Annotated in this window: 16 protein-coding genes and 2 tRNA genes; 4 read left to right on the top strand and 14 right to left on the bottom strand. The window is 70.9% G+C overall.

Going from position 1 to position 21566, the window contains the following annotated elements; all coding sequences use genetic code 11:
- Positions 1 to 59 precede the first annotated feature (59 nt).
- On the bottom strand, positions 60 to 2081 hold the full coding sequence (locus BMZ18_RS01245) for a TPM domain-containing protein (protein WP_074921681.1): 2022 nt from the start codon (positions 2079 to 2081) through the stop codon (positions 60 to 62).
- Positions 2082 to 2189: 108 nt separating this feature from the next.
- Between BMZ18_RS01245 and BMZ18_RS01240 the strand changes: the two genes are divergently transcribed.
- From BMZ18_RS01240 to dnaG, 3 genes are all read left to right on the top strand, one after another.
- The gene (locus tag BMZ18_RS01240; protein WP_068100253.1) at positions 2190 to 2894 is read left to right on the top strand and encodes a YdcF family protein; all 705 of its coding nucleotides are present in this window, start codon (positions 2190 to 2192) and stop codon (positions 2892 to 2894) included.
- Entirely contained in the window at positions 2894 to 4180 is a 1287-nt protein-coding gene (locus tag BMZ18_RS01235; protein WP_068100255.1) for a deoxyguanosinetriphosphate triphosphohydrolase, read from the top strand. Before BMZ18_RS01240 ends, BMZ18_RS01235 begins: the two co-directional genes overlap by 1 nt.
- A 101-nt stretch (positions 4181 to 4281) precedes the next feature.
- A complete protein-coding gene (gene dnaG / locus BMZ18_RS01230) occupies positions 4282 to 6204 on the top strand; it encodes a DNA primase (protein ID WP_068100257.1) in 1923 nt (640 codons plus the stop codon).
- Here dnaG and BMZ18_RS01225 read toward each other — a convergent pair.
- The 7 genes from BMZ18_RS01225 to treS form a co-directional block, all read right to left on the bottom strand.
- Positions 6201 to 6437 (bottom strand): hypothetical protein, encoded by a 237-nt coding sequence (locus BMZ18_RS01225; RefSeq protein ID WP_068100259.1) that lies wholly within the window; start codon positions 6435 to 6437, stop codon positions 6201 to 6203. The two genes, dnaG and BMZ18_RS01225, sit on opposite strands and share 4 nt — an antisense overlap.
- Positions 6438 to 6579: 142 nt before the next feature.
- Positions 6580 to 6652: transfer RNA gene (locus BMZ18_RS01220), tRNA-Asn, on the bottom strand.
- A 42-nt stretch (positions 6653 to 6694) separates the two neighbouring features.
- Positions 6695 to 7255 carry a hypothetical protein gene (locus BMZ18_RS01215; RefSeq protein ID WP_068100261.1) on the bottom strand — a complete coding sequence of 187 codons (561 nt, stop codon included), beginning with the start codon at positions 7253 to 7255 and terminating at the stop codon, positions 6695 to 6697.
- A 40-nt stretch (positions 7256 to 7295) separates the two neighbouring features.
- Positions 7296 to 8195 carry an SDR family NAD(P)-dependent oxidoreductase gene (locus BMZ18_RS01210; protein ID WP_068361801.1) on the bottom strand — a complete coding sequence of 300 codons (900 nt, stop codon included), beginning with the start codon at positions 8193 to 8195 and terminating at the stop codon, positions 7296 to 7298.
- Between the two features lie 134 nt (positions 8196 to 8329).
- Entirely contained in the window at positions 8330 to 9400 is a 1071-nt protein-coding gene (locus tag BMZ18_RS01205; protein ID WP_068361804.1) for a YihY/virulence factor BrkB family protein, read from the bottom strand.
- Positions 9401 to 9450: 50 nt separating this feature from the next.
- Complete coding sequence (locus BMZ18_RS01200; RefSeq protein ID WP_068361807.1) at positions 9451 to 10395, bottom strand: methionyl-tRNA formyltransferase; 945 nt, start codon at positions 10393 to 10395, stop codon at positions 9451 to 9453.
- Between the two features lie 56 nt (positions 10396 to 10451).
- Positions 10452 to 12635: a maltose alpha-D-glucosyltransferase gene (gene treS, locus BMZ18_RS01195; RefSeq protein ID WP_068361810.1), complete on the bottom strand. Its 2184-nt coding sequence runs from the start codon at positions 12633 to 12635 to the stop codon at positions 10452 to 10454.
- Between the two features lie 208 nt (positions 12636 to 12843).
- Here treS and BMZ18_RS01190 point away from each other — a divergent pair, with 208 nt between their 5' ends.
- On the top strand, positions 12844 to 13599 hold the full coding sequence (locus tag BMZ18_RS01190; RefSeq protein ID WP_082894943.1) for a GAF and ANTAR domain-containing protein: 756 nt from the start codon (positions 12844 to 12846) through the stop codon (positions 13597 to 13599).
- Between the two features lie 32 nt (positions 13600 to 13631).
- On the opposite strand, the gene BMZ18_RS01185 is transcribed toward BMZ18_RS01190, so the two are convergent.
- The 6 genes from BMZ18_RS01185 to BMZ18_RS01160 form a co-directional block, all read right to left on the bottom strand.
- Complete coding sequence (locus BMZ18_RS01185; RefSeq protein WP_082894944.1) at positions 13632 to 15881, bottom strand: putative bifunctional diguanylate cyclase/phosphodiesterase; 2250 nt, start codon at positions 15879 to 15881, stop codon at positions 13632 to 13634.
- Positions 15882 to 16074: 193 nt separating this feature from the next.
- Positions 16075 to 16148 (bottom strand) — tRNA-Ile (locus BMZ18_RS01180).
- A gap of 70 nt (positions 16149 to 16218) precedes the next feature.
- Positions 16219 to 18087 carry a putative bifunctional diguanylate cyclase/phosphodiesterase gene (locus tag BMZ18_RS01175; RefSeq protein WP_244516370.1) on the bottom strand — a complete coding sequence of 623 codons (1869 nt, stop codon included), beginning with the start codon at positions 18085 to 18087 and terminating at the stop codon, positions 16219 to 16221.
- A gap of 59 nt (positions 18088 to 18146) precedes the next feature.
- A complete protein-coding gene (locus BMZ18_RS01170) occupies positions 18147 to 20261 on the bottom strand; it encodes an Rv1355c family protein (RefSeq protein ID WP_068361813.1) in 2115 nt (704 codons plus the stop codon).
- Positions 20258 to 21049, bottom strand: a complete 792-nt coding sequence (locus BMZ18_RS01165) for a hypothetical protein (protein ID WP_068361816.1) — start codon at positions 21047 to 21049, stop codon at positions 20258 to 20260. Before BMZ18_RS01165 ends, BMZ18_RS01170 begins: the two co-directional genes overlap by 4 nt.
- 14 nt (positions 21050 to 21063) lie before the next feature.
- Positions 21064 to 21456, bottom strand: a complete 393-nt coding sequence (locus tag BMZ18_RS01160; protein ID WP_068100284.1) for a PAS domain-containing protein — start codon at positions 21454 to 21456, stop codon at positions 21064 to 21066.
- Positions 21457 to 21566: the final 110 nt, after the last annotated feature.

The following is a 21566-nucleotide window of genomic DNA, read 5'->3' as shown; positions in this document are numbered from 1 at the left end:
CCCGTGCGCCTTTTGCACATCTCAGGATGTGCAAAAGGCGCACGGGGCCGGAGGCCACTCTAGAACCGGCCTCCGGAGCTCCTGCCTATCCGCCCCGAGGACCCCGACCCACCGAACGACCGGGGTCCACCACCGAAACCGCCGTAGCCACCGCTGCGGCGGTTTCCGTAGGAGCGCCCGCCGCCGAAGCCGCCGCGCAGCACGCTGTCGATGAGCACCCCGGTGAGCACGCCGCCGGCCGTGGATCCGCCGCCGTAGCCGCCGGAATGGCGCGGCCGCTGCGTCGCCTCCCAGTCGGCCACGTCGGCCTGCGCCGCGTGCGACGCCTGCGCCGACAAGGACAGAGCGGCCGCGGCGTGCTGCAGGGCGCGCGGCGCGTCCGACTCCGCGAAGTGCTGTGCGGCCTGCAGGTGCCGTTCCGCCTCCGCCAGCCGGGTGCGGGCCTGGACCTTCACGGCGCCGCTGCGCGAGGCGATGAACTCGTTCGCGGCCCGAACCTGCGCGGACGCCGCGGCGAGGTCGCGGGTGAGGCGGGCGCGGGCGTGCTCGTCCCGCTGCTGCGCTTCCGTGGCCGCGGCGAGCGCGTCGTCGAGCGCCGCGTCGGCGGAGACGAGGGCGTGCATCGCCCCCAGCGGGTCCGTGGCGCCCGAGCGCTCCGCACGCTCGATCGCGGCCACGGTCGCCGACCGGGCCGACGCCAACGCCTCGCCGCCGTGCGTCGCCAACCGGTCCGCCGTCGCCACGTCCTCACGCGCGTCGGCGATCGCGGCGGGCAACTGGTCGACAGCCGCCACGATGTCCTCGTCCGCGTGATCGACGGCGTCGAGCAGCGTGCGGGCCCGGGTCAGCGCACTTTCCGCCGTGCGCACGGCGGCGACCACCGGTCCCTGCTGACCGACCGGCTGCGCGGCGGCGTCCCGTCCGTCGTCGATCGCCGAGTCGGCCAGCGCGAGTTGCTCACGCGCCAGCGTGACGTTGTCGGCCACCGGGGCGAGCACGGACGCGTCGTACCGGGACCGCAGCGACTCCAGCGTGGCCGCGCAGCCCTCGAGTCGCGCCGTCTGCTCGACCTGCCGTTGGGTCAGCGCGTCGAGCCGCGCGCCCGCGTCGATCAGCAGGTTGCGAATCTCGTCGAACTCGGCCACCTTCTCGTCCAGCACGCGGTCCGCCTCCGCGCAGGAGGTGACGATGCGCTCGACCATCCGGCGTCGTTCCTCCGGAGACTCGGGGATCGCGTCGTCGAGACGTTGACGCAGTTCGTGGGCTTCGGCGAGCGCCCGACGGGCGTCGGCCAACGCCGTCGTGAAGGGGCGGGCGCCGGCCTCGCCGAGCTCGTCCGTGGCCGCGGCCAGTTCCTCGGCGCTGGCGCGGACGGCCTCGTCGGTCTCGGTGAGGATCTCGCGCGCCCGCTCGTCGAGGACGTCGGCGGGCAGGGCGGCCAGCGCGGCCGGATCGCTGCCGTCGACCGTGCGTGCCGCCTCGGCCGCCGCGTGACGACGGCGGGCGGTCCGGATGCGTCCGAACGCGATCGCGCCGACGACCACCAGGACGAGGACGGCGAGAGCGACCCACAGTCCGGCCGATCCGGAACCGGTGGTCGAGACGGCCTTGGCGAGCCCCGTCGCCGCGGCGGTGGCGGCGCCGGCCCACTGCTCCTCGCGCAGGGCGGGTTCGATGCTGCTCTGCTCGAGGTCGGAGATCTCCGAGTTCGAGATGGCGGTCTGGGCCTGCGGGACGTTCAGCGTGTAGGACCGGGCGACGGTGGCGACGGCGAGCAGGATGTCGCGGTCGCCGAAGTCGCTGGCGACGGCGGTGCGCTCACCCCACTGGGCGTACGGGACGCCGGAGAAGTCGTCGACCAGTACCACCCACAGCCGCAGCCCCTGGTCGGTGTAGAGCCGATCGACAGCGGCCTCGACCTCGGCGCGGTCACCGTCGTCGAGGACGCCGGAGAGGTCCGTGACCTGCTCCGGGACGCGGAACGGCTCCTCGGCTCTCGCCACACCGCCGCCCAGCAGGGTGGTCAGCAGGATCAGCGCGGCGAGCACGGAGCGGGCCGTTCGCGTGGAGGCCGAAGTCATGGGGGGAACCTACCGGTCGTCTGGCACGACTTTCAGGTGATCCGGACGCCCCCTGCACGTGCGCGCCGCACACGTCGGTCACAGGTGCGGCTGGCAAACTGGGTCGCGATGAGTACGGACTACTACTACGACGACCGCGACGGATACCGCGACACGGCCACCCGACCACCCCGGCTGGGGTTCGGCGGCACGCTGGCGCGGTGGATCCGTCGGCTGATCGCGGGTGTCGTCCTGGTGGGACTGCTGGTGGTGCTGGGCACGGCCGTCCGCGTGTGGCAGGTGGCGCGCATCGACGATCACACGCCGTCCGACGCCATCGTGGTGCTGGGAGCGGCTCAGTACGACGGCGTGCCGTCGTCGGTGTTCGAGGCGCGGCTCGCGCAGGCCTCGGCGCTCTACCAGGCCGGTATCGCCCCGCTGGTGGTCACCGTCGGCGGAAAACAGGTGGGGGACAACTACACCGAGGCCGCGTCGGGCCGCACCTACCTCGTCGACCAGGGGGTGCCGGCGCAGGACGTCGTCGCCGTCGAGGAGGGCTCGGACACGCTGCGCAGCATCGAGGCGGTGGCCGCCGAACTGCAGAGCCGCGGCCTGAATCGGGTGACGCTGGTGAGCGACCCGTGGCACTCGTTGCGGACGCGCACCATGGCGCAGGACGCCGGTCTGGACGCGTGGACCTCGCCCACCCGGCAGGGACCCGCGGTGTACACGCGGGAGTCGCAGATCCACGGAATCGGCCGGGAGACAGCGGCTCTGCTGTGGTACCAGCTCACCCACCACTCCGCGGACTTCTCCTACACGGCAGGACAGTGATGGCCGGCCGGCCTGCGACCGACACCTACACCGACGCCGACGTCGACCGCCGGGTTCCGGAGGCACCGAAGTCCGCCGGCCTCGCGCCGGAGTCGGCCGCCGAATCGCGCGGTGCGTTCGCCCGCGACCGCGCTCGGGTGCTGCACTCGGCGGCACTGCGCAGACTGGCCGACAAGACCCAGGTGACCGGTCCGCGGGAGGGCGACACGCCGCGCACGCGGCTGACCCACTCGCTCGAGGTGGCGCAGATCGGCCGCAGCATCGCCGACGGCATCGGGTGCGATCCCGACCTGGTCGAGCTCGCCGGGCTCGCCCACGACATCGGTCACCCGCCCTACGGCCACAACGGTGAGCGCGCGCTCGACGAGGTCGCCGCGTCCTGCGGCGGCTTCGAGGGCAACGCGCAGAACCTGCGCATCCTCACCGCGCTGGAACCGAAGGTGCTCGGCGACGACGGTCGTAGCGCCGGACTCAACCTCACCCGCGCGTCGCTGGACGCGGCGATCAAGTACCCGTGGACCAGGCCGTCGCCGGGCGCCAAGTTCGGCGCGTACGACGACGACGCCGCCACCCTGGCCTGGGTGCGCGCCGGGGCGCCGGAGCGGCGGCAGTGCCTCGAAGCGCAGGCCATGGACTGGGCCGACGACGTCGCGTACTCGGTGCACGACGTCGAGGACGGCGTCATCGCCGGGCGCATCGACCTCCGTTCGCTCGCCGATCGGGCCGAGCAGGACGCGTTGGCCGACCTCGCGATCCGCGAGTTCCGCGGACTGGACCGTGACCTGATGTGCGAGGCGGCGCAACGACTGTCGGAGCTGCCGGTGGTCTCCGACGCCGCCGGGTACGACGGCACCCTGGTCCGCTCGGTCGCCCTGAAGCGCATGACGAGCGAGCTGGTGGGGCGGTTCACCACGGCCGCCGTCTCGTCCACCCGGGAGGCCGCCGACGGACGCGCGGTGCGGCGCTACGACGCCGACCTGTCCGTTCCCGAGCTGGTCCGCGCCGAGGTGGCGCTGCTCAAGACCATGGCGCTGCGGTACGTCATGTCCGACGACGGCCACCGCCGCCGCCAGGACCGCCAACGCGACCGCATCCACCGCGTCGCCGCGTGGCTGCTGCACTCCGCACCCGCCTCGCTCGACCCGATGTTCCTGCCGGCCTGGTCCGCCGCCGGTGACGACGCCGCCCGCACCCGCGTCGTCGTCGACCAGATCGCGTCCTGCACCGAGTCCCGGCTCGAACGCATCGACGCCGCCAGCCTCGGCGCGCAGGCGTCGTGGGGCTAGAGCGGCCCGCTCGTGGGGTCGGAGAGCGGGCCGCTCCCGGGGCTGGAGAGCGCCCCGCTCGCCCGTGCAGGGCCGTCGGACCGGACGCCTAGACTGTCCCGGTGGCCGGCCGAATACCCGAACGAGACATCGCGGCCGTTCGTGAACGGACGCGCATCGAGGACATCGTCGGCGAGTACGTCGCCCTGAAGGCGCCGCGCGGCGATTCGATGATGGGCCTGTGCCCGTTCCACGACGAGAAGACGCCGTCGTTCCACGTGCGGCCGAACCACGGCACGTTCCACTGCTTCGGGTGCGGCGAGGGCGGGGACGTCTACACGTTCCTGCAGAAGATGGAGCACATCAGCTTCGTCGAGTCCGTCGAGCAGCTCGCCGACCGGCTGAACTACCGGATCGACTACGAGGGCGGCGGTACCTCCGTCCAGCGGGACCGCGGCACGCGGGCGCGTCTGGTCGCGGCCAACGCTGCGGCGCAACAGTTCTACGCCGAGCAGCTCGGATCGCCCGAGGCGCAGGCCGCACGGGACTACCTGACCGAGCGCAACTTCGATGCGGCGGCCGCGCGGTTGTTCGGCTGCGGCTTCGCTCCCGGCGGCTGGGACACGCTGACCAAGCACCTGCTGAAGAAGGGGTTCGAGTTCGCCGAGCTCGAAGCCGCGGGGCTGGCGCGGCAGGGCAAGCGGGGTCCGATCGACCGGTTCCACCGCCGACTTCTGTGGCCCATCCGCAACCTCGCCGGCGACGTCATCGGCTTCGGCGCCCGCAAGATCTTCGACGACGACACCATGCCCGGCAAGTACGTCAACACGCCGGAGACGTTGCTGTACAAGAAGTCCCAGGTGCTGTTCGGTCTCGACCTGGCCAAGAAGGACATCGCCAAGGGGCATCAGGCCGTCGTCGTCGAGGGGTACACCGACGTCATGGCGATGCACCTCGCCGGCGTGACCACCGCCGTCGCGTCGTGCGGCACGGCATTCGGTGACGACCACCTCGCGTTGCTGCGTCGGCTGCTCATGGACGACAAGTTCTGGCGCGGCGAGATCATCTACACCTTCGACGGCGACGAGGCCGGGCAGGCCGCGGCGATGAAGGCGTTCTCCGGCGATCAGAAGCTCGCCGGACAGACGTTCATCGCCGTCGCGCCCGAGGGAATGGACCCGTGCGATCTACGGCTGCGCCAGGGCGACGCCGCCGTACGCGACCTCGTGGCTCGTCGTACTCCGTTGTTCGAGTTCGCCATTCGGGGCGCGCTCGCCGAGTGCAACCTCGACACCGCCGAGGGGCAGGTGGAGGCGCTGCGCCGCACCGTACCGATGGTCGCTCAGATGAAGGACCGCGCGCTGCGGGACAACTACGCTGCGCGCCTGTCCGGCTGGGTGGGGTGGATCGACGAGCGCATGGTGGTCGGGCGGGTCCGCGAGGAGGCCGCGAAGATCGCCAAGGGCGCCGCGCCCGCACCGTTGCGTCGCCCGTCCCGGCCGACCGAGGATTCCGCCGCGCCGGCCGGGCCGGCTCACCCGCGTCGGGACGATCCGACGTTGTGGCCCCAGCGGGAGGCGCTCAAGGCGGTGATGCAGCACCCCGGTATCGCCGGCTCGGTGTTCGACTCGCTGCCCCCGGAGACCTTCGGTCACCCGGCGTACGCCGCGGTCTCGGACGCCGTCCGGGAGGCCGGCGGCACCGCGGCGGGACTCGGGGGAGGAGAGTGGCTCGACGCCGTCGGCAAGAAGGCCGAGGCGAAGGGCCTGCGGTCCCTGGTGACCGAGCTGGCGGTCGAGCCGATGCCCATCTCGGAGGAGGCGACCCCGCGCTACATCTCGGGCGTGCTGGCCCGGCTGCAGGAAGTCTGGGTGGGTCGCCAGGTCGCCGAGCTGAAGTCGAAGCTCCAGCGCATGTCGCCGATCGAGAAGCCGGAGGACTACAACGCGCTCTTCGGCGACCTCATCGCGCTCGAGCAGTATCGCCGCAGCCTGCTCGAACAGGCGGTGGGCAGCACCACCGACGCGGAGTTCCCCGCGATCTAGAGCTGGTCGCGCGGGACGAACACCTGCGTGTCGTCGTACTGCTTCATGGGCTCGAGCTTCGGCTGGGTGTTCAGCGAATCGGACAGCTTCTGCCGGCCCGCGGTGACGATCTTCTTGGTGGCCGGGCTCGAGGCGACGGCCTTGGTGGCGCGGGAGATCTGCTCGTACCGACCGCGGCCGGCTTTGGTGCCGAGCACGTATCCGGCAGCGACGCCGACCAACAAACGCATCATGAGTGCAGCGGTCCTCTCGGTGGTCGGGTGACGGGGTGTCCATCCTGCCCGATGTCATACCCCCGTGCGTGCACCCCACCCCTCGGGCGGAGACACGAGAAAGCCCCGGACCGATCGAGCGCGATCCGGGGCCTGTCGAAAGCTCCCCCATCTGGACTTGAACCAGAAACCCTTCGATTAACAGTCGAATGCTCTGCCAATTGAGCTATGGGGGAATGCTGCAGCCGGTACGTGACCGGCCGAGAAGAGACTCTAACTCATAGCACCCGTGCACTGCCAAATCGCCTGGTACCACCGGCTCTCCACACTCCGACCAGGGCGAAGACGAGCAGCACGACGCCGGATCCGACACCCGCGGTCAGGTCCGTCGCGACGGCGGGTGCGCCCGCGAACGCCAGGACGAGCCCGGCCACGCCGAGGGCGGTGAGGGCCCCGCCGAGGACGTGGAAGAGCCGTAGCCGCCACAGCACCGCGAGCACCACGAAGTGCACGCCGACGACGGTGGCCACCCACGCGACCCCGGCCTGTGGGTGTCCGGCCGCTGCGACGACGCGCACGCCGACCACGATGGCCACCACCTCGGCCGCGACGACGGCCCAGTAGCCGCGCCCGAACGGGCGCACCGAGGGCGGAGTCGACGGGGCCGGACCGCGCGCGATACCCACCAGCACCAGCGCCGCGGCCGCCATCGCCGCGACGACGAGCACCACTCGGACGGGTGTCGGCGACGTCGCGGAGTTCACGAGCACGAAGACGAGGCCGAACACGGCACCGATCAGCGAGCCGAGGTGCTGGGGAGCGAGGCGTCGAGGGGCCATACCCGTCAGTCTGTCTCAGGATCGGTCCGGTGACGGGGGATCACTGTCGATAGGGGCTTCGGGAGCGGAATACATTGCCCTCCGCATCGTCTTTGGGCTCGCGCGAGATGCCGAAGCGCCACATGAGCGGCCCCACGAGTCGGTCGAACACCGCCGGCACGACGGTGTAGCCCAGGGCAGCGACCTTGTTGACGTAGCCGAAGACCGCGTCCGCGTCACGCTCGCGCTGCGGCTTGCGCACCACGCGGTCGACGGCGCGGGCGATCACCTCGGGCGTCGTCACCGGCGGCGGGGGAGATCCGGCGCGCCCGACCACGGTGGCGGCCTGCTCGTAGATCGGGGTGCGGACCGCGCCGGGCGCCACCGAGCTGACGTGGATGCCGGGGTACTGCTGCATTTCCTGCTGCAGCGTGCGCGTGAGGCCGCGCAGTCCCCACTTGGCGGTGACGTACGTGCCCATCCAGGGCACGGCGATGCGTCCGAGCAGCGAGCCGATGATGACGAGGTGCCCGTCGCCCTGGTCGCGGTAGACGGTCAGGATCGACCGTGCGACGTTGGCCGCGCCGATCAGATCGACGGAGATCGCGTGGTCGAACACCTCGGCGGGGGTGTCCAGGAACGTTCCGTAGGACATGACCGCGGCGCTGTGGACGCACACGTCGACTCGGCCGAACTGTTCGACGGTCTCCGTGACCATCTTGTGAACCTCGTCGCCGTCCGAGACGTCGACGGGCTTGATCGCCACGTCAGCGGCACCGCGCCGACGGCACTGGTCGGCAACGTCCTCGAGTCCTTCGCGCCCGCGGGCACAGAGGACGAGCGACCAGCCGCGTTCGGCGTAGAGGTGAGCGGTGGCGCGGCCGATGCCGCTGGACGCGCCGGTGATCAGAGCGGTGCCGGGGCCGGGACGATCGAATCGGGACGAGCGGGTGGACGACATGATGCCTCGCAGACGTGCGCGGTGGGCGCACCGAGTCGGATTGAGCCGGGGGGCGCCGAGGGCTGGACGCCGGGATTCGCGACCGAAAGGTGCCGCGGTGACACAGGAGATTCGTGGCGGGTCCGCGCGCTGGACTACCGCGGAGCGGAGTCGTCTCTGCCGCGCGAGAGTCGGAGCGAGCGGCCCCGCTCGACGTGCTCGGCGTCCTTCTCGGCGTTCTTCTCCGACACACGAGTGTCGCGCTCCGGCAGTTGCAGATGCTCCTCTGCGCGCAGCCCGGCCTGCAGTTCGCGCCCTCGCTCGAGTTCGGAGTCCAGCTCCGCGCCGAACAGCAGCGCGAGATTGGTGATCCACAGCCACAACAGGAAGATGACGACGCCCGCAAGCGATCCGTACGTCGCGTTGTAGCTCGAGAAGTTGGCGACGTAGAACCCGAACAGCGCCGAAGCGACGATCCAGGTAACGATGGCCAACGCGGCCCCCGTGCTGACCCACCGGAACTTCGGCTGCTGGACGTTCGGCGTGGCGTAGTAGAGCACCGCCACCGCGATCACCACCAGGATCAGGATGAGGGGCCAGCGCACGATGTTCCAGATCATGAGCGTGGTGTCGCCGAGTCCGACGGCGTCGCCGATCGCCTGCGCTACCGGTCCGCTGACCGCCAGCATCAACGCGCCGGCGGCGAGGCAGATCAGGCCGATCAACGTCACCAGCAGCATGACCGGGCGCAGCTTCCAGACCGGCCGACCTTCGTCGACCTCGTACATACGGTTCATCGCGCGTCCGAAGGCCCCGACGTAGCCGGAGGCGGACCAGATCGCACCGGCGAGACCGATGATCAACGCGAGGCCGGCGGTCGGCGTCGCGACCAACTGGGAGATCGGTTCTCGCAACGTGTCGACGGCCGACGACGGGCCGAGGTCGGAGACGATGTCGAGGACGGCGTTCACCGTGCGCTCGCCCTGGCCGAAGACGCCGAGCAGGGACACCATGGCCAGCAGCGCGGGAAAGATCGACAGAACCGCGTAGTACGTGAGAGCCGCGGCGAGGTCCGTGCACTGGTCCTTGGAGAACTCGCGCGCGGTCTTGCGGACGACGTAGAGGAACGACGGCTTGGTCAGGTCCGTGGGCGAATCCGGCTTGCGATCGTCGTCCGGGTCGTACGACGTCGACGGGTCGGCGGCGGTCGGTCGCGTGGTGGTCATACCGACCGTCTTCCCCCGGCGACCGGGGTGGAAACCGTGGTGGACTGCCGTCAGGGCCGGTCGGTCAGATACCCGCCGCCGTGGGGGAAGAACTCCGTCGCGGGAACGGTGCGGCCGTCGGCGGTGCGGACCTCGTCGACGACGAGGGCACGATTCCGGCCGAGGTGGGCCGACGGGCCGGCGACGATGGCCATCCCGTCGCCCTCGTGGATGAACACGCGGCCGGGAGTACCGCCGTAGCAGCAGGTGGAGACGTGGGCGCGGGTGATGCCGATGCGCTCACCGCGGTAGTGAGTCCAGGCGTCGGGGTAGGGGTCGGACTGGGCGCGGATCAGGCGGTCGATCTCCTCGGCGGGCCAGGTCCAGTCGATCCGGCTGTCGACGTCCGAGCGCTTGTGGAAGAAGGTGCGCTGGGCGAGGTCCTGGGGTGTCCACTCGGCCGTACCGCTCTCGATGGCGGCCAGCGCTTCGGTGAGCACCTCCGGGATGAGGTCGATGGTGGCCTGGACGAGTTCCGTGGCGGTGTCTCGCTCGCCGATCGGCACCGCACGCTGGACCACGATGTCGCCGGTGTCGAGGTCGTCGTCCATCCGGTGAGCGGTCAGACCGGTCTCCGTGGCGCCGCTGATCAGCGACCAGATGACGGGGGAGAATCCGGTGAACCGAGGCAGCAGCGAATCGTGCAGATTCAGCGTGCCGTGCGGCGGCGCGTCGAAAATCTCGCGCGGCAGCTTGGTGCGCCAGTTGTTGGCGACGACGATGTCCGGCGCCGCGTCGCGCAACCGGGCCGCGAGGGCGTCGTCGGGCCGTTGAGCCAGGTGGACCGCGATGCCGTGGCTCCGGGCGAGGTCCTCGACGGAGTCGGACCAGATCGACTCGTAGGAGTGCTCGCTCGGCGGATGGGTGACCACCAGGACCACCTCGTGAGGGGAGTCGAGGAGGGCCTGCAGGGTGCGGTGACCCCAGGTCTGATACCCGAACATCGCAACGCGCATGCGAGATAGATTAGCCTACCCTTTGCTGACGTTACCGACGGGTCGCCACCGCGTGGTCAGCCCTTCAGCATCACCGGAATGCCCTGGTACGGAGCGAGTGTCAGCAGAAAACTTCCCAGCTCGTCGACCGTGCCGACCTCGTGATCGGTGAACAGATCCACCACCGTGGCCCCGCCCGGGAGGTGCTTGGACTGCACCGTCGCGGTGATCTCGTCTCCGGTGAAGTTGAGCACCGTGGCCTGGACCAGACCGTTGGCGAGCTGGTGCACCAACACCAGCAGTCCCTTGTGCGACACCGACGGCACGTCGAGCTGCGTCGCCGTGGCGATGCCGTAGCGGTTCCGCACGTCGAGGATCCGCGAGAGCTGCCGCACGAAGGACGATCCGTCCTTCATCTGCTCGGGCAGCGATCCGTAGAGGCTGCGGCCTCGCGGGATACCGGACTCCGAGCGGGTCGCGTCGGGAGCGTAGTTCATCAGATCGTGGGCGCCGCGGTTGATCCATCGGGTGTCGCCCTCCGCGATGAGGTCGGCCACCTCCTCGGCCGGCACGGGGAGCACCCCGCACAGGTCCCATCCGGACAGCGCGAAGACGCCCGGCTGCAGTGCGTTGTACATCGCGAGGAGCAGGTGCGCCCGCTTCACGGTCTCGATGTCCGTCTCGTCCATGCGGTCGAGGTCCCGGATGCCGAGCGACGCCGTGATCACCGAGGCCGTGGTGCACGCGATGCCGTTGTTGGTGAAGGTGCGGTTGTACGGGGCCCACCGGCCGGTCAGTCGCTCGCACAGCTCCGCGCGAATCTGGTCTCCGAGATCGCCGCCCTTGATCACCTCGCCGCCGTAGGAGAACTCGTCTTCCTTGTGCAGAGTCGCGAAGTGCACCAGCTCGAACGTCATCTCGTCGTGGTTCTGCAGCGCGTGGACCAGCGATGCGGTGTCGACGCCGTGATCGCGCGCGAGGTTCATCGTCAGGCGCAGGAACTCGGTGTTCCCCATCACCAGCGCGTGGTGGTACGCGGGCCGGTTGATGAAGTCGTAGGACAGGTCCGCGCCGCTGCCGCCCATCGCCTTGATGTCGTCGATGGTGAGGTTCAGCTCCTGGAACGTGAACCCACCCATCTTGCGCACCACGCTCGCGATGAGATGGTTCGCGGCCTCGGACAGCGGGTGGCCCTCCGACCATCCGGGGCCCTCGGTCCGCCGCTCGACGCCAAGGAAGCCGTTGGCGTCCAGACGCAGGGCGCCGGCGCCGAGATCGGCGATGGAATGGCACGCGTCGCCGATGACCAGACGCATGCCGGCGAACGACGGGTCGAGCCAGTTGATCGAGGGCTGACCGGCCTTGAAGTAGTGGAGGTAGACCCAGCGGCGCTCCACGCCGTCGACGCCGCGAATGATGGGCGTCGCGCTCCAGTTGGTCTCCTTCACGCCCATCTCGTAGAAGATGACGCGCTGGAGCTGGCCCACGATGTAGCCGGCGCGAGCCAGTTCGGCCTCGGCGTCGGCGTCGATGTTGACCGAGTCCCGGCCGGCGCCGACCCGCGGAAGCAGATGCCAGTCCTGCGGCTCGATCTCCACCATGTGGTAGATCCCGGGGTAATCGGAGTAAGCCATCTCCGCGAGGCGGAAGTCCGCTCCCTTGCCGGTGTGGCCGGGCACGATGTCGTCGATGACGATGCCCTCGTAGGCCGAGGCGACCACGCAGAGGCGGCGGAACTCCTCCTCGGACCCGAACGCCGGATCGATCTGCATGCTCACGCGGTCGAAGTGACCGTCGACCGACGGCGTGGCGTGCCACCCGTGCAGTCCACCGGCCTCCTTGACGGGGCCGGTGTGCACGGCGGTGATGCCGATGTCCGAGAACAGCTGCCAGAGCGACTCGTCGCCGAGGGTGGCCAGGAAGCTCTGGCCCGGCGAGGCGATGAGCGAGATGGGGTAGGCGGTGAACCAGACGGGGGCGCGCTCGACGGCGCCGCGCGGATCCGGTGAGGCGTAGGGGTTCTGCCACATGCTGCCCTTGCCGGACAGCTGCTCGGCGATGAGCTTGGCGTCCTGCAGCATGGACCGCTGCACCAGCCAGGACACGTACTCCGGGTTGTCCGCCTCCGCGTCACCGCGAGGCAGGTCCCCGGGCGTCCGGTAGGCGCGCCGCACCGACGGCTTCAGCGGCCGCGGCCGCGCTGGATAGAAGTTCTCGTCGTAGGAGATCTCGCTGGGCTCGTGCTGCACTTCCGGATCCACAGTTCCTCCGTCATCGCCGACCGCCCGATTACTGCCCTCCACCGGCCACACGGCCCGTCCCCCGGGGACCGGGCGAGAGCAACCCGGCACCGACGGGACGGCTACCCGACCCGTTCGTCGTCGAAACGAGTAGTGACCGAGCACGAGCCTACGCAGCAGGAGGCCGAGTGTTCCGGCCGGTTCGCGGGCCGTGTGATCGAATATCTCCATGGACACCGAGGGGCAGGCCGGACCGAGCCTGACGCCCGGGCGGCTCGGCGAGATTCTCGCGGCCCTGGGCGGACGAATCGAGGACACCGACCAGGTGGTCGAGTTGCTGCAGAAAGCCGTCGACCTGGCGCACGACATCATCCCCGGTGCCGACAGTTGCGGCGTGACAATCGATTTCGACGGCTCGACCTACACCGCGACGTACACCGACCTGCTGACCCTGAAAGTGGACCGACACCAGTACGACGCAGGGGCCGGGCCCTGCCTGCAGGCGTCGCGCACCGGCGAGAGCGTGGTGGTCGACTGCACCGACCGGGACGACCGGTGGCCCGACTTCACGGACGCCGCCCGTGCGGAGGGCATTCTGTCGGTGCTGGCGTCGCCGATCCGCACGCTCGACGGGGTGATCGGCTCCTTCAACCTCTACGGTCTGCGTGATCACGCGTTCGACGACATCGACACCGACGTGCTCGAGGGCATCACGACGACGGTGGGCCGCGCGATCGGGGAGCACACCCGCTACAGCGACGCCGCCTCCGCCGTGCGCGCCCTGCGCGAGGCCATGGAGCAGCGGGCACCCATCGAACAGGCCCGCGGCATCATGATGGCCATGGACGGCGTCGACGCAGAGGCCGCCTTCGCCGCCCTGTCGGACGAGGCGCAGCGCCGCGGACTGCGGGTGCGCGACGTGGCCGCCGAATTCGTCCAGCGGACGTCCACCGGCCGGAACGACCCCGACGACCGGTCCGAGTAACTCGGCGCGGGATCGTGCCCGGCTCGGGTTCCTCAGCCGGCCCGGCGCTCGCGCAGCATGTCCGTCATGGTCGCCGCGTCGGTCGGTTCCGCGAGCCAGAATCCCTGCGCCAGATCGCATCCGCTTTCCCGCAGCCGGTCGAACTGCGCCTGTGTCTCGACGCCCTCGCCCACGACGGTGACGTCGAACGCGTGCGCCAGGGAGACGATGGCCGACACGATGGCTTCCGGCCGTTTGCCGGGCATGGCCTGGATGTAGCTCTGGTCGATCTTGAAGGCCTCGATGACCGGGTAGCGGTTGAGGTAGGTGACCGAGCTGTGTCCGCTGCCGAGGTCGTCGAGGAGGATCGACACCCCCATCCGGTGCAGCTCGGTGAGCGCGTCGCGCACCTGCGCGGTGTCGGCGAGCCACACGGTCTCGGTGATCTCGAGGCCCAGTCGGCCGACCGGTAGCCCCGTCTCGGCCAGCACTCGGGCCACGGCCGAGACGAACCCCGGTCGACGCAGTTGCAGCGCCGAGACGTTCACGCGGACACCGACGTCGGCGATCGATTGCCACTCCGCGGCCTGACGGCACGCCGAGTGCAGCGCCCAGAGTCCCAGCCGGTCGATCTGACCGGTTCGCTCCGCGATGGCGACGAACGTCTCGGGGCTGACCGACCCCAGCGTCGGGTGCTCCCACCGCGCCAACGCCTCGACGGCGGTGATGCGGCCGGTGCCGATGTCGAAGATCGGTTGATAGGCGAGCGTGAGGTACCGGCTCTCGAGCGCCGCGCGCAGATCCGCCGACAGCGCCAACTGCAGGCGGCGGTGGTCGCGATCGTCGCGGTCGAACAGCGCGACGTGGCCCCGGCCGGTGTCCTTCGCGCGGTACATCGCGACGTCGGCTCGACGAACGAGCTCGTTGACCGGGACGTCGGTGGTGGTCACCGCGACCCCGATGCTCGCGGTGATGACCAGATCGTTGCCCTCCACCGAGACGGGGGCGCGGACGGCGTCGCCGTACACCGCCGCAGCCGCCACGGCGTCGTCCTCGTCGCGCAGGTTCTCGCACACCACGACGAACTCGTCGCCGCCGAGTCGCGCCACGGTGTCACCGGGCCGCGACGCGCGCGCGAGTCGGGTGGCCACCGCGACCAGGGCGGTGTCCCCGGCCTCGTGGCCGAGCCCGTCGTTGATGGACTTGAAGTCGTCGAGATCGATGAGCATGACCGCGGTGCACGAGCCGGCGACGAGGCCGCGTTCCACGGCGGAGCCGATGCGGTCGTGCGCCAGGGCGCGGTTGGGGAGTCCGGTCAGCGGATCGCGCAGACTGCGGTAGCGCAGTTCGCGTTCCACCCCGACGCGGTGCACCGCGGCACCGACGATGTCGGCGACCTCGTCGAGAACGGACGGCTCGGGAATCGCGTCCGAGCCGGCCACCGGCGCCACCGGCGCCGCGGTTCCGTCGGCGGGACGCCCCGGATCGACGCCGAAGACGGCGAGTACACCCCACGGGCGCCCGCCGCCTTCGATCGGCACCGCGACGGCGTTCTCGAAGCCCGCGTTCCGCAGGGCGTCGGCGTCGATGCGGTGATCGAGGGTCTCGCCCCGCCACAGCAACGGTGTCCCGGTCGTCCCCACGAACGCCGGAACGGTGTCGCTCCCGCGTGCGAGAGGGGAGTCACCGCCGTCGGTGGTGGCCACCGTCTCGATAGTGGTCGGGTCGGCATGTACGCGGGAGATGGTCGCGAGCCGGGCGCCGAGCAGGTACGCGACCGTGTCGGCGGACGCGGCGAGCAGATCGCCCATGCGACCCCGCAACGCCAAGCGGGACAGTTCCGCCAGCCGATCGTGCCGCTCCTCGGCGTCGCGGGAGGCGCGGAGCACGGCCTGGATCTCGTCGGACGCGCCGCGCGGGGGATCGAGGGTGAGCTCGGGAGTGCGCAGGGTGGCGACGATCAGAGGATCCTCGTCCCGGTCGTGTACCGCGAACGCCGATGTCGACACAGGCACCCTCTTTCCGGTCGACTGCACCAACTCGGCGCGGCCGAACCACGTACCACCCGCCCGGACGATGGCCGGCGAGTCCTGCGGACCCGCCCTGCCGGGCAGTTCGAGCGTCCAGGCGCGGTCGGCCGACGCCGCGACGTCCCCGAGGCGGAGGCGGGCCGCCGGGTTGGCCCGGACCACCCGTCCGTCCGCGCGCACGAGCAGAACCGGCACGGCGGAGCGATCCACCGCGGCCCCGACGGCCCGAACCAGGGCGGTGGGTCCGTCTTCCGGTTCCTGCTCGCACGTCACTGACCGTTCCCGCGCCCCTCGACCTGCGACGCCCCACCCTCAGATCACCTGCCGGGACGAGGCGACGAGACGGCCGAGCGCCGACAAAACAAACTGGAAGTACAGAATGTAGCAGAAACGCGGACGCGGCGACCTGAGTCGAGGATCGGGCGTGGTGAATCCACAGGGAGGTGGCGACTGCGGCGATTCTCGGTGGGGCGGGCGGGGCTCGAACCCGCGACCAATGGATTATGAGTCCACGGCTCTGACCGACTGAGCTACCGCCCCGTCGCGCCGCCGACGACCCGTCGCGGCGCGCGCCATACGTTACCCGGTCCGGCGAGCACGGTTGCGGCGGTCACGACGGCATCAGCGTTCCGACGCGCAGCATGTCGAAGACGACCTCGGCGGGCTCGGGACGCGCGTAGAGGTAGCCCTGCGCGCGGGTGCAGCCGAGATCGAGCAACGCCGTGCGGGCCTCGACGGTTTCGAGGCCCTCGGCGATGAGGTCGAGTCGGTACGCCGTGGCGAGGGTGACGACGGCGCCGACGATGGCGCGATCAGCGGCGTCGGTGTCCAGATGGGCGACGAACTCGCGGTCGATCTTCACCGCGTCGACGGGCAACGTCTTCAGGTGCGAGAGCGAGCTGTAGCCGGTACCGAAGTCGTCGATCGCCACACGAACTCCCAACGCGCGCACGGCCGCGAGGGCGCGGGCGGCGAGCGTGACGTCGTGCACGACGGCCACCTCGGTGATCTCGATGCACAGGTCTGCGGGGGACATCGCGTGGCGGGCGAGGGTCGTCTCCACGACGCCGATGAAGTCCCGCGACACCAGTTGGGCCGGTGAGACGTTCACCCGGAGGGTGATGGTCGACTCGCCCAGTCGCTGCCGCCACGACGCGTAGGTCCGGCACGCCTCGTTCAGCACCCACCGACCGAGTTCGGTGGCCAGGTTGACCGACTCGGCGATGCCGACGAAGTCGGCGGGCGGAATCATGCCGCGCGTCGGGTGCAGCCACCGCACGAGAGCCTCGACGGCCGTGATCCGCCCGGTGGTCAGGTCGATCTCGGGCTGGAAGTGCAGCAGCAGCGCATCGTTCTCGATGGCGGCGCGCAGGTGCAGCTCGATGTCGTTGCGCAGCGCCGTGCGTTCGCGAATCTCGTCGGTGAACAGCGAGACCGCGTTGCCGCCTGCGCTCTTCGCCGCGATCGCGGCCTGATCCGCGCCCGCGATGACCGAGTCGACGGTGTCGATGCCGGGCCGCGCGACGGCCACCCCGATACTGGCGGTGCGCGAGACGACGTCGCCGGCGAGTTCGACCCGAGCGGTCACCGACATCAGCAGGCCGCACGCCTCGACGTACGCCTCGTCCTCGGTCGTGGCGCGGGGAAGCAGCAGCACGAATTCGTCTCCGCCCCAGCGGCACAACAAGGAGTCGTCGTCGGTGAACCGGCGCAGACGTTCGGCGACGGTGCGCAGGAACTCGTCACCGGCGGTGTGGCCCAGCACGTCGTTGAGGGCTTCGAGGCGGTCCAGGTCGAAGTAGAGCACCGCGAAGCGGGGGCGCCCCTCCGCGAGCCGGGCGGACAGCTCGTCGGCCATGCCCCGCCGGTTGAGCAGGCCGGTGAGGGCGTCGTGCCGCGCGGCCCAGCGCAGACGTTCCTCGGCGGACACCCGTGCCTGGACCTGGGAGAACAGGGAGGCGGTGGCCTTGAGTGCGCCGAGCTCGTCCTCGGTCCACTGGCGATCGCCCGCGGCCACCAACCCGAGAACGCCGGTGGTGGCCGGACCCGATCGCAGCGGCACGGCCACCATCGACACCGCACTCATGCCCGATGCCGACTCGACTCGCTCGGCGTAGGCCCGTGCGGGTGACCCCGGCCGGAACACCAACGGCTCCTGTAGATGCTCGGTGGCCGCGAACACCGGATCGGCTCCGGCGAACTCGACGACGCCGAGTGGGTCCGGATCCGGAACGTGCTCGCGCCGCGGCCATTCGGCGACCAGCGTGGTGATCCGGTGGTGGGAGTCGTGATGGCGGAGGAAGACGGTGTCCACGCCGAACCAGTCCCGGAGGTCACGCAGACCGGCGCGGTAGGCGGACGGAGCCGTGGGCGCGTCCGCCCCGATGAGGTGGGTGGCGACGCGGGTGACCAGGACGTCGAGGCTCGGCGACAACTCCACCGTCGATGCCTCCTCGCGCGCCGCGAACGCATCCGCCACGGCGCGTTCGGGAATCGGAGCGTTCCGGTTCCGGCGTGACCATACCGCGAACGGCCTGTTCACACCCGTCTGCGACGGCTTCGCAGCGCCGGGGCGGCCCCGTGGGACAGGCGCACAACCAGGGCGATCGACGTTGCCGGATCCACGACGAGCAGACCCGTCAGTTCCCTTCGCAGTCGAGCGAGGTGGTCCGCGTGACGCGGCGCGAGCGCCCGGAACTCCGAATCGTCTCGGGCGTAGAGGAATACCGGCGAGACCGGATGCACGGCGAGGCCGTGCCGTTCCGCCGTGATCCAGACGCGTTGCACGGCGCGCCCGCCGCGGACGAAATCGGCGGCCCGGTCCCCGTCGACGAGGACCAATCCGACCGCCGACGTGGCCGCCAGCCGGTCCCGCGAGTCGTCTCCCAGTGCCGAGCCGGTGTCCCACTCCGCGAGATGACGCATGACCTCCGGCCGCCGGGCGACGTCCAACTTGACCAGATCGGTCCGGTCGAGACCGAGGGTGGCGACGTCGATTCCCGTGTCCGGGTCCGCATCTCCGGGCCACCGCAGCTCCGACATCATCTCCGCGTGCAAGTGCTGCGTGAGGTAACGGACGCGGTCGGACTCGGCGAGGATCTCGCCGATCGCCGCGAGCGTGCTGCGGTCGTCGCTGCACACCCAGCGGCACCCCTCCGCCTCGGCGGCGCCGAGCAGTGCCGCTGCCGTCGTGGTGTCCAGGGGCTGCGGGCGGCCGTGGTGGCGATTGGTGCCGCGGGTGGACATCGCGGGGAACAGCTCCGCCTCCTCGCGGCACACCGCGCCGCCGCCGAGGACGACCTCGGCCCGGACGACGTCGTCACCGAGGTCGACCACTGTGTCCGTGGCCGAGAGTCCCTCGTGCGCGGCGGCGATCCGTGCGTTCAGCACGGCGGCCCCGACGGCGACGGCACTGCCCCGGCGCCGCACGTCGAGTCCCGACGTCCGCGCCGGATCGAGTGTGACCGTCAGCGATTCGTCCGCGGTCTCGACGAACCAGGGCTGCACGTTGCCCCCCGAGGGGGCGCGGCGCGCCCAGTGCGCGATGCGGTCCACCGCGCGGTCGGCGGGCTGTGCGACCTCCACCGGACCCGGGACGGTCGCCTGCTCGGGGACAGCCTGCCCGGGATCGGCCTGCCCGGGATCGGCCAGTCCGTCCAGGACGCCGTCGACGTCGATCCGCACACGCCCCGAGGGCAGCGCGTCGCCGCGAGCCCACCGGCGTACCGCCGCCGCGACCGTCGCGCCGCCGAGGGCGACGTCGCCGCCGAGTTGGGGCCATGTCGACACGGTGCGATCGACCTCCACCATCGAGGCGGCGAAGCGCGAAGACACCTGATCGGCACCGAGGATGGCCATGACGTAGGGAACCTTGTCGTGGGTGCTCAGGCCGGCGACACGGTCGGAGGTGACCACCCCCGCCGCGCCGTGGAACAGCGGACGCTCGGGGTCGAGATCGAACCGCTCGACGTCGAGGAGCCCGCGGTCGGAGGTCTCCATGATCACCGGAACACGGTGTCGGCGTGCGGCTTCGCGGATCAGCACCTTCACGTCGAGGGAATCGCATTCCTCGACGACGAGATCGACCCCGGCGACGAAGTCGTCCGCCGAGTCCGCCGTGACGCCCTCCGGTCGGCACCGGACGTCGAGGTAGGGATCGAGTTCGGCGATGCGACGAGCGGCGACATCGGTCTTGCGTTCGCCGAGATCGAGAATTCCCGCGGGAATGCGGTTGAGGTTCGACAGGTCGAGGGTGTCGAAGTCGGCGAGATGCAGGGTGCCGCAGAGACCTTCGAGAGCGAGGGTGTGGGCAACCGCGTGGCCGACACTCAGACCGACGACACCGATCCGCACCTCGCGCAGCCGGTCCTGCTCCGCCGCGGTGATCTTGTTCCGGTTTCGGTCGAGCCGCAGCAACCGGAAACCGGTGGGCCCGAGGAGATGGACGAGTGTGTGTCGCCACGGGTAGTGGATCCACCGGGGTGCCTCGTCCAGAACGGCGGCGTCCGGTGTCGGCACCACCTCGGCGAGGGTGCGGCGTTGCCGGCTCAGGGTGTCGAGGACGGTGATGCCGGGGCTGCGTCGCAGGCGGTGCAGCGTGCGCAGGTCGTCGGGATCGCGCGGGTCCAGGACGGTGGCGGTGGCGGTGGTCATGGGGTCCTCTGTCCGGCTGACGAGTGTGCCGCGGCCGCGGCGCGGGCGCGGTCGGGGGCGCGAAGGGCGGTGCGGCGCACGTGTTCCGACGCCACCGCGATCCGTCGACGATGATCGGGCAACGCCCGGTCGGCGTACGTCGCCCGGTCCCAGAACAGGGCGCGGGTGCGGTACCGCGCATCGGGATAGGGCGTGGGGGGAACCTCGTCGACGAGGACGGCGCCCGCGTGCTCCCACAGGCCGAGCGCGTGATCGCCCGCGGTGACCAGGGTGTGTCGGACGCCCAGGACGGTTCCGGCGAGCGGCCCGGAGAACCCGATCATGTCGGCCAGGCGACGATCACGGGGAACGGCCGGATCCACCCAGCCGGTCTTGAGCTCGACCACCCCGTCCGTCAGCCGGGCGGCGACCAGCTCGCGCAGCGCGGCTCGCCCCGCCGGGACGGGGATCCACTCCTGGTCGGCGTGGGTCTGATCGGGCCGCTCGTACGGCCCCTGTACTCGGGCACCGGCGACCGGGTGCCCGGCGTCGTCCAGCGCGGAGAAGAACAGGGTGGTGGATCGACCGTCCGCGATGCGGTCGAACTCCAGCGCCGCGTCGACGCCGTGCCGGGCGTAGCTCGCACGCGCACCGTCGAGGAAGCGGCGCCAGAGGGAAGGGTCGGACCGCGGAGTTCCGACGGTGACCACGTAGCCGAAGATCCGGTCGACGTAGTAGCCGAACGGGCGGTCGGACCGCGGCGCGAGGACCGCGGACAGCTCGGGGCACGCATCGAGCGTCGACACCACGGCGGGTGCGGCCGTCAGGCCGGCACGGACTCGACGACGAGGTAGCGACGGCCGGAAACCTCGACCCGCGACAGGCCCAGGCGGACCAGGACGTCGGAACCGTCCTTGCGCACCAGTCGCAGCTGCGTGTCGGCCGACCCGCCCGGGGAGAGGGTCGCGCGGTCGGTGGCCTCGGCGAGGAGCGCGGCATCGTCCGGATGCACGATGCCGTCGCCGGTGAGCGAGGCGAGTTCGTCGGCGTCGTACCCCAGCAGTCGTGAGCACGCGGCGTTGAAGAAGGTGAGAGCGCCGGACTCGTCGTGCACCGTCGTCGCGTCGGCGGAGCGGGCGATTCCGTAGTACAGCGACGGCAGGCCCCCGCCGCCGGTCGGTACGCCCTCGGAATCGGCAGGAGGAGTCGCGGACATGGCTCGATGGTGGCACAGGCGGATACGATGCGCGGGGACGGCGGAAGTCTCCGGATCGGACCGACGGCACGCTATTGTCGGGTGTCACAGACGGTGTGACAGGTTCGGGG

Source organism: Rhodococcoides kroppenstedtii (assembly GCF_900111805.1).
GTDB lineage: Bacteria > Actinomycetota > Actinomycetes > Mycobacteriales > Mycobacteriaceae > Rhodococcoides > Rhodococcoides kroppenstedtii.
Note: the sequence above shows the minus strand (reverse complement) of the source record. Positions and strands in the feature narration are given on the sequence as shown.

Bases quoted from the DNA above. Each gene is read 5' to 3' on its own strand.
- BMZ18_RS01245 (WP_074921681.1), bottom strand. From the start codon at position 2,081: ATGACTTCGGCCTCCACGCGAACGGCCCGCTCCGTGCTCGCCGCGCTG.
- BMZ18_RS01240 (WP_068100253.1), top strand. From the start codon at position 2,190: ATGAGTACGGACTACTACTACGACGACCGCGACGGATACCGCGACACG.
- BMZ18_RS01235 (WP_068100255.1), top strand. From the start codon at position 2,894: ATGGCCGGCCGGCCTGCGACCGACACCTACACCGACGCCGACGTCGAC.
- BMZ18_RS01225 (WP_068100259.1), bottom strand. From the start codon at position 6,437: ATGATGCGTTTGTTGGTCGGCGTCGCTGCCGGATACGTGCTCGGCACC.
- BMZ18_RS01215 (WP_068100261.1), bottom strand. From the start codon at position 7,255: ATGGCCCCTCGACGCCTCGCTCCCCAGCACCTCGGCTCGCTGATCGGT.
- BMZ18_RS01210 (WP_068361801.1), bottom strand. From the start codon at position 8,195: ATGTCGTCCACCCGCTCGTCCCGATTCGATCGTCCCGGCCCCGGCACC.
- BMZ18_RS01205 (WP_068361804.1), bottom strand. From the start codon at position 9,400: ATGACCACCACGCGACCGACCGCCGCCGACCCGTCGACGTCGTACGAC.
- BMZ18_RS01200 (WP_068361807.1), bottom strand. From the start codon at position 10,395: ATGCGCGTTGCGATGTTCGGGTATCAGACCTGGGGTCACCGCACCCTG.
- BMZ18_RS01190 (WP_082894943.1), top strand. From the start codon at position 12,844: ATGGACACCGAGGGGCAGGCCGGACCGAGCCTGACGCCCGGGCGGCTC.
- BMZ18_RS01170 (WP_068361813.1), bottom strand. From the start codon at position 20,261: ATGACCACCGCCACCGCCACCGTCCTGGACCCGCGCGATCCCGACGAC.
- BMZ18_RS01160 (WP_068100284.1), bottom strand. From the start codon at position 21,456: ATGTCCGCGACTCCTCCTGCCGATTCCGAGGGCGTACCGACCGGCGGC.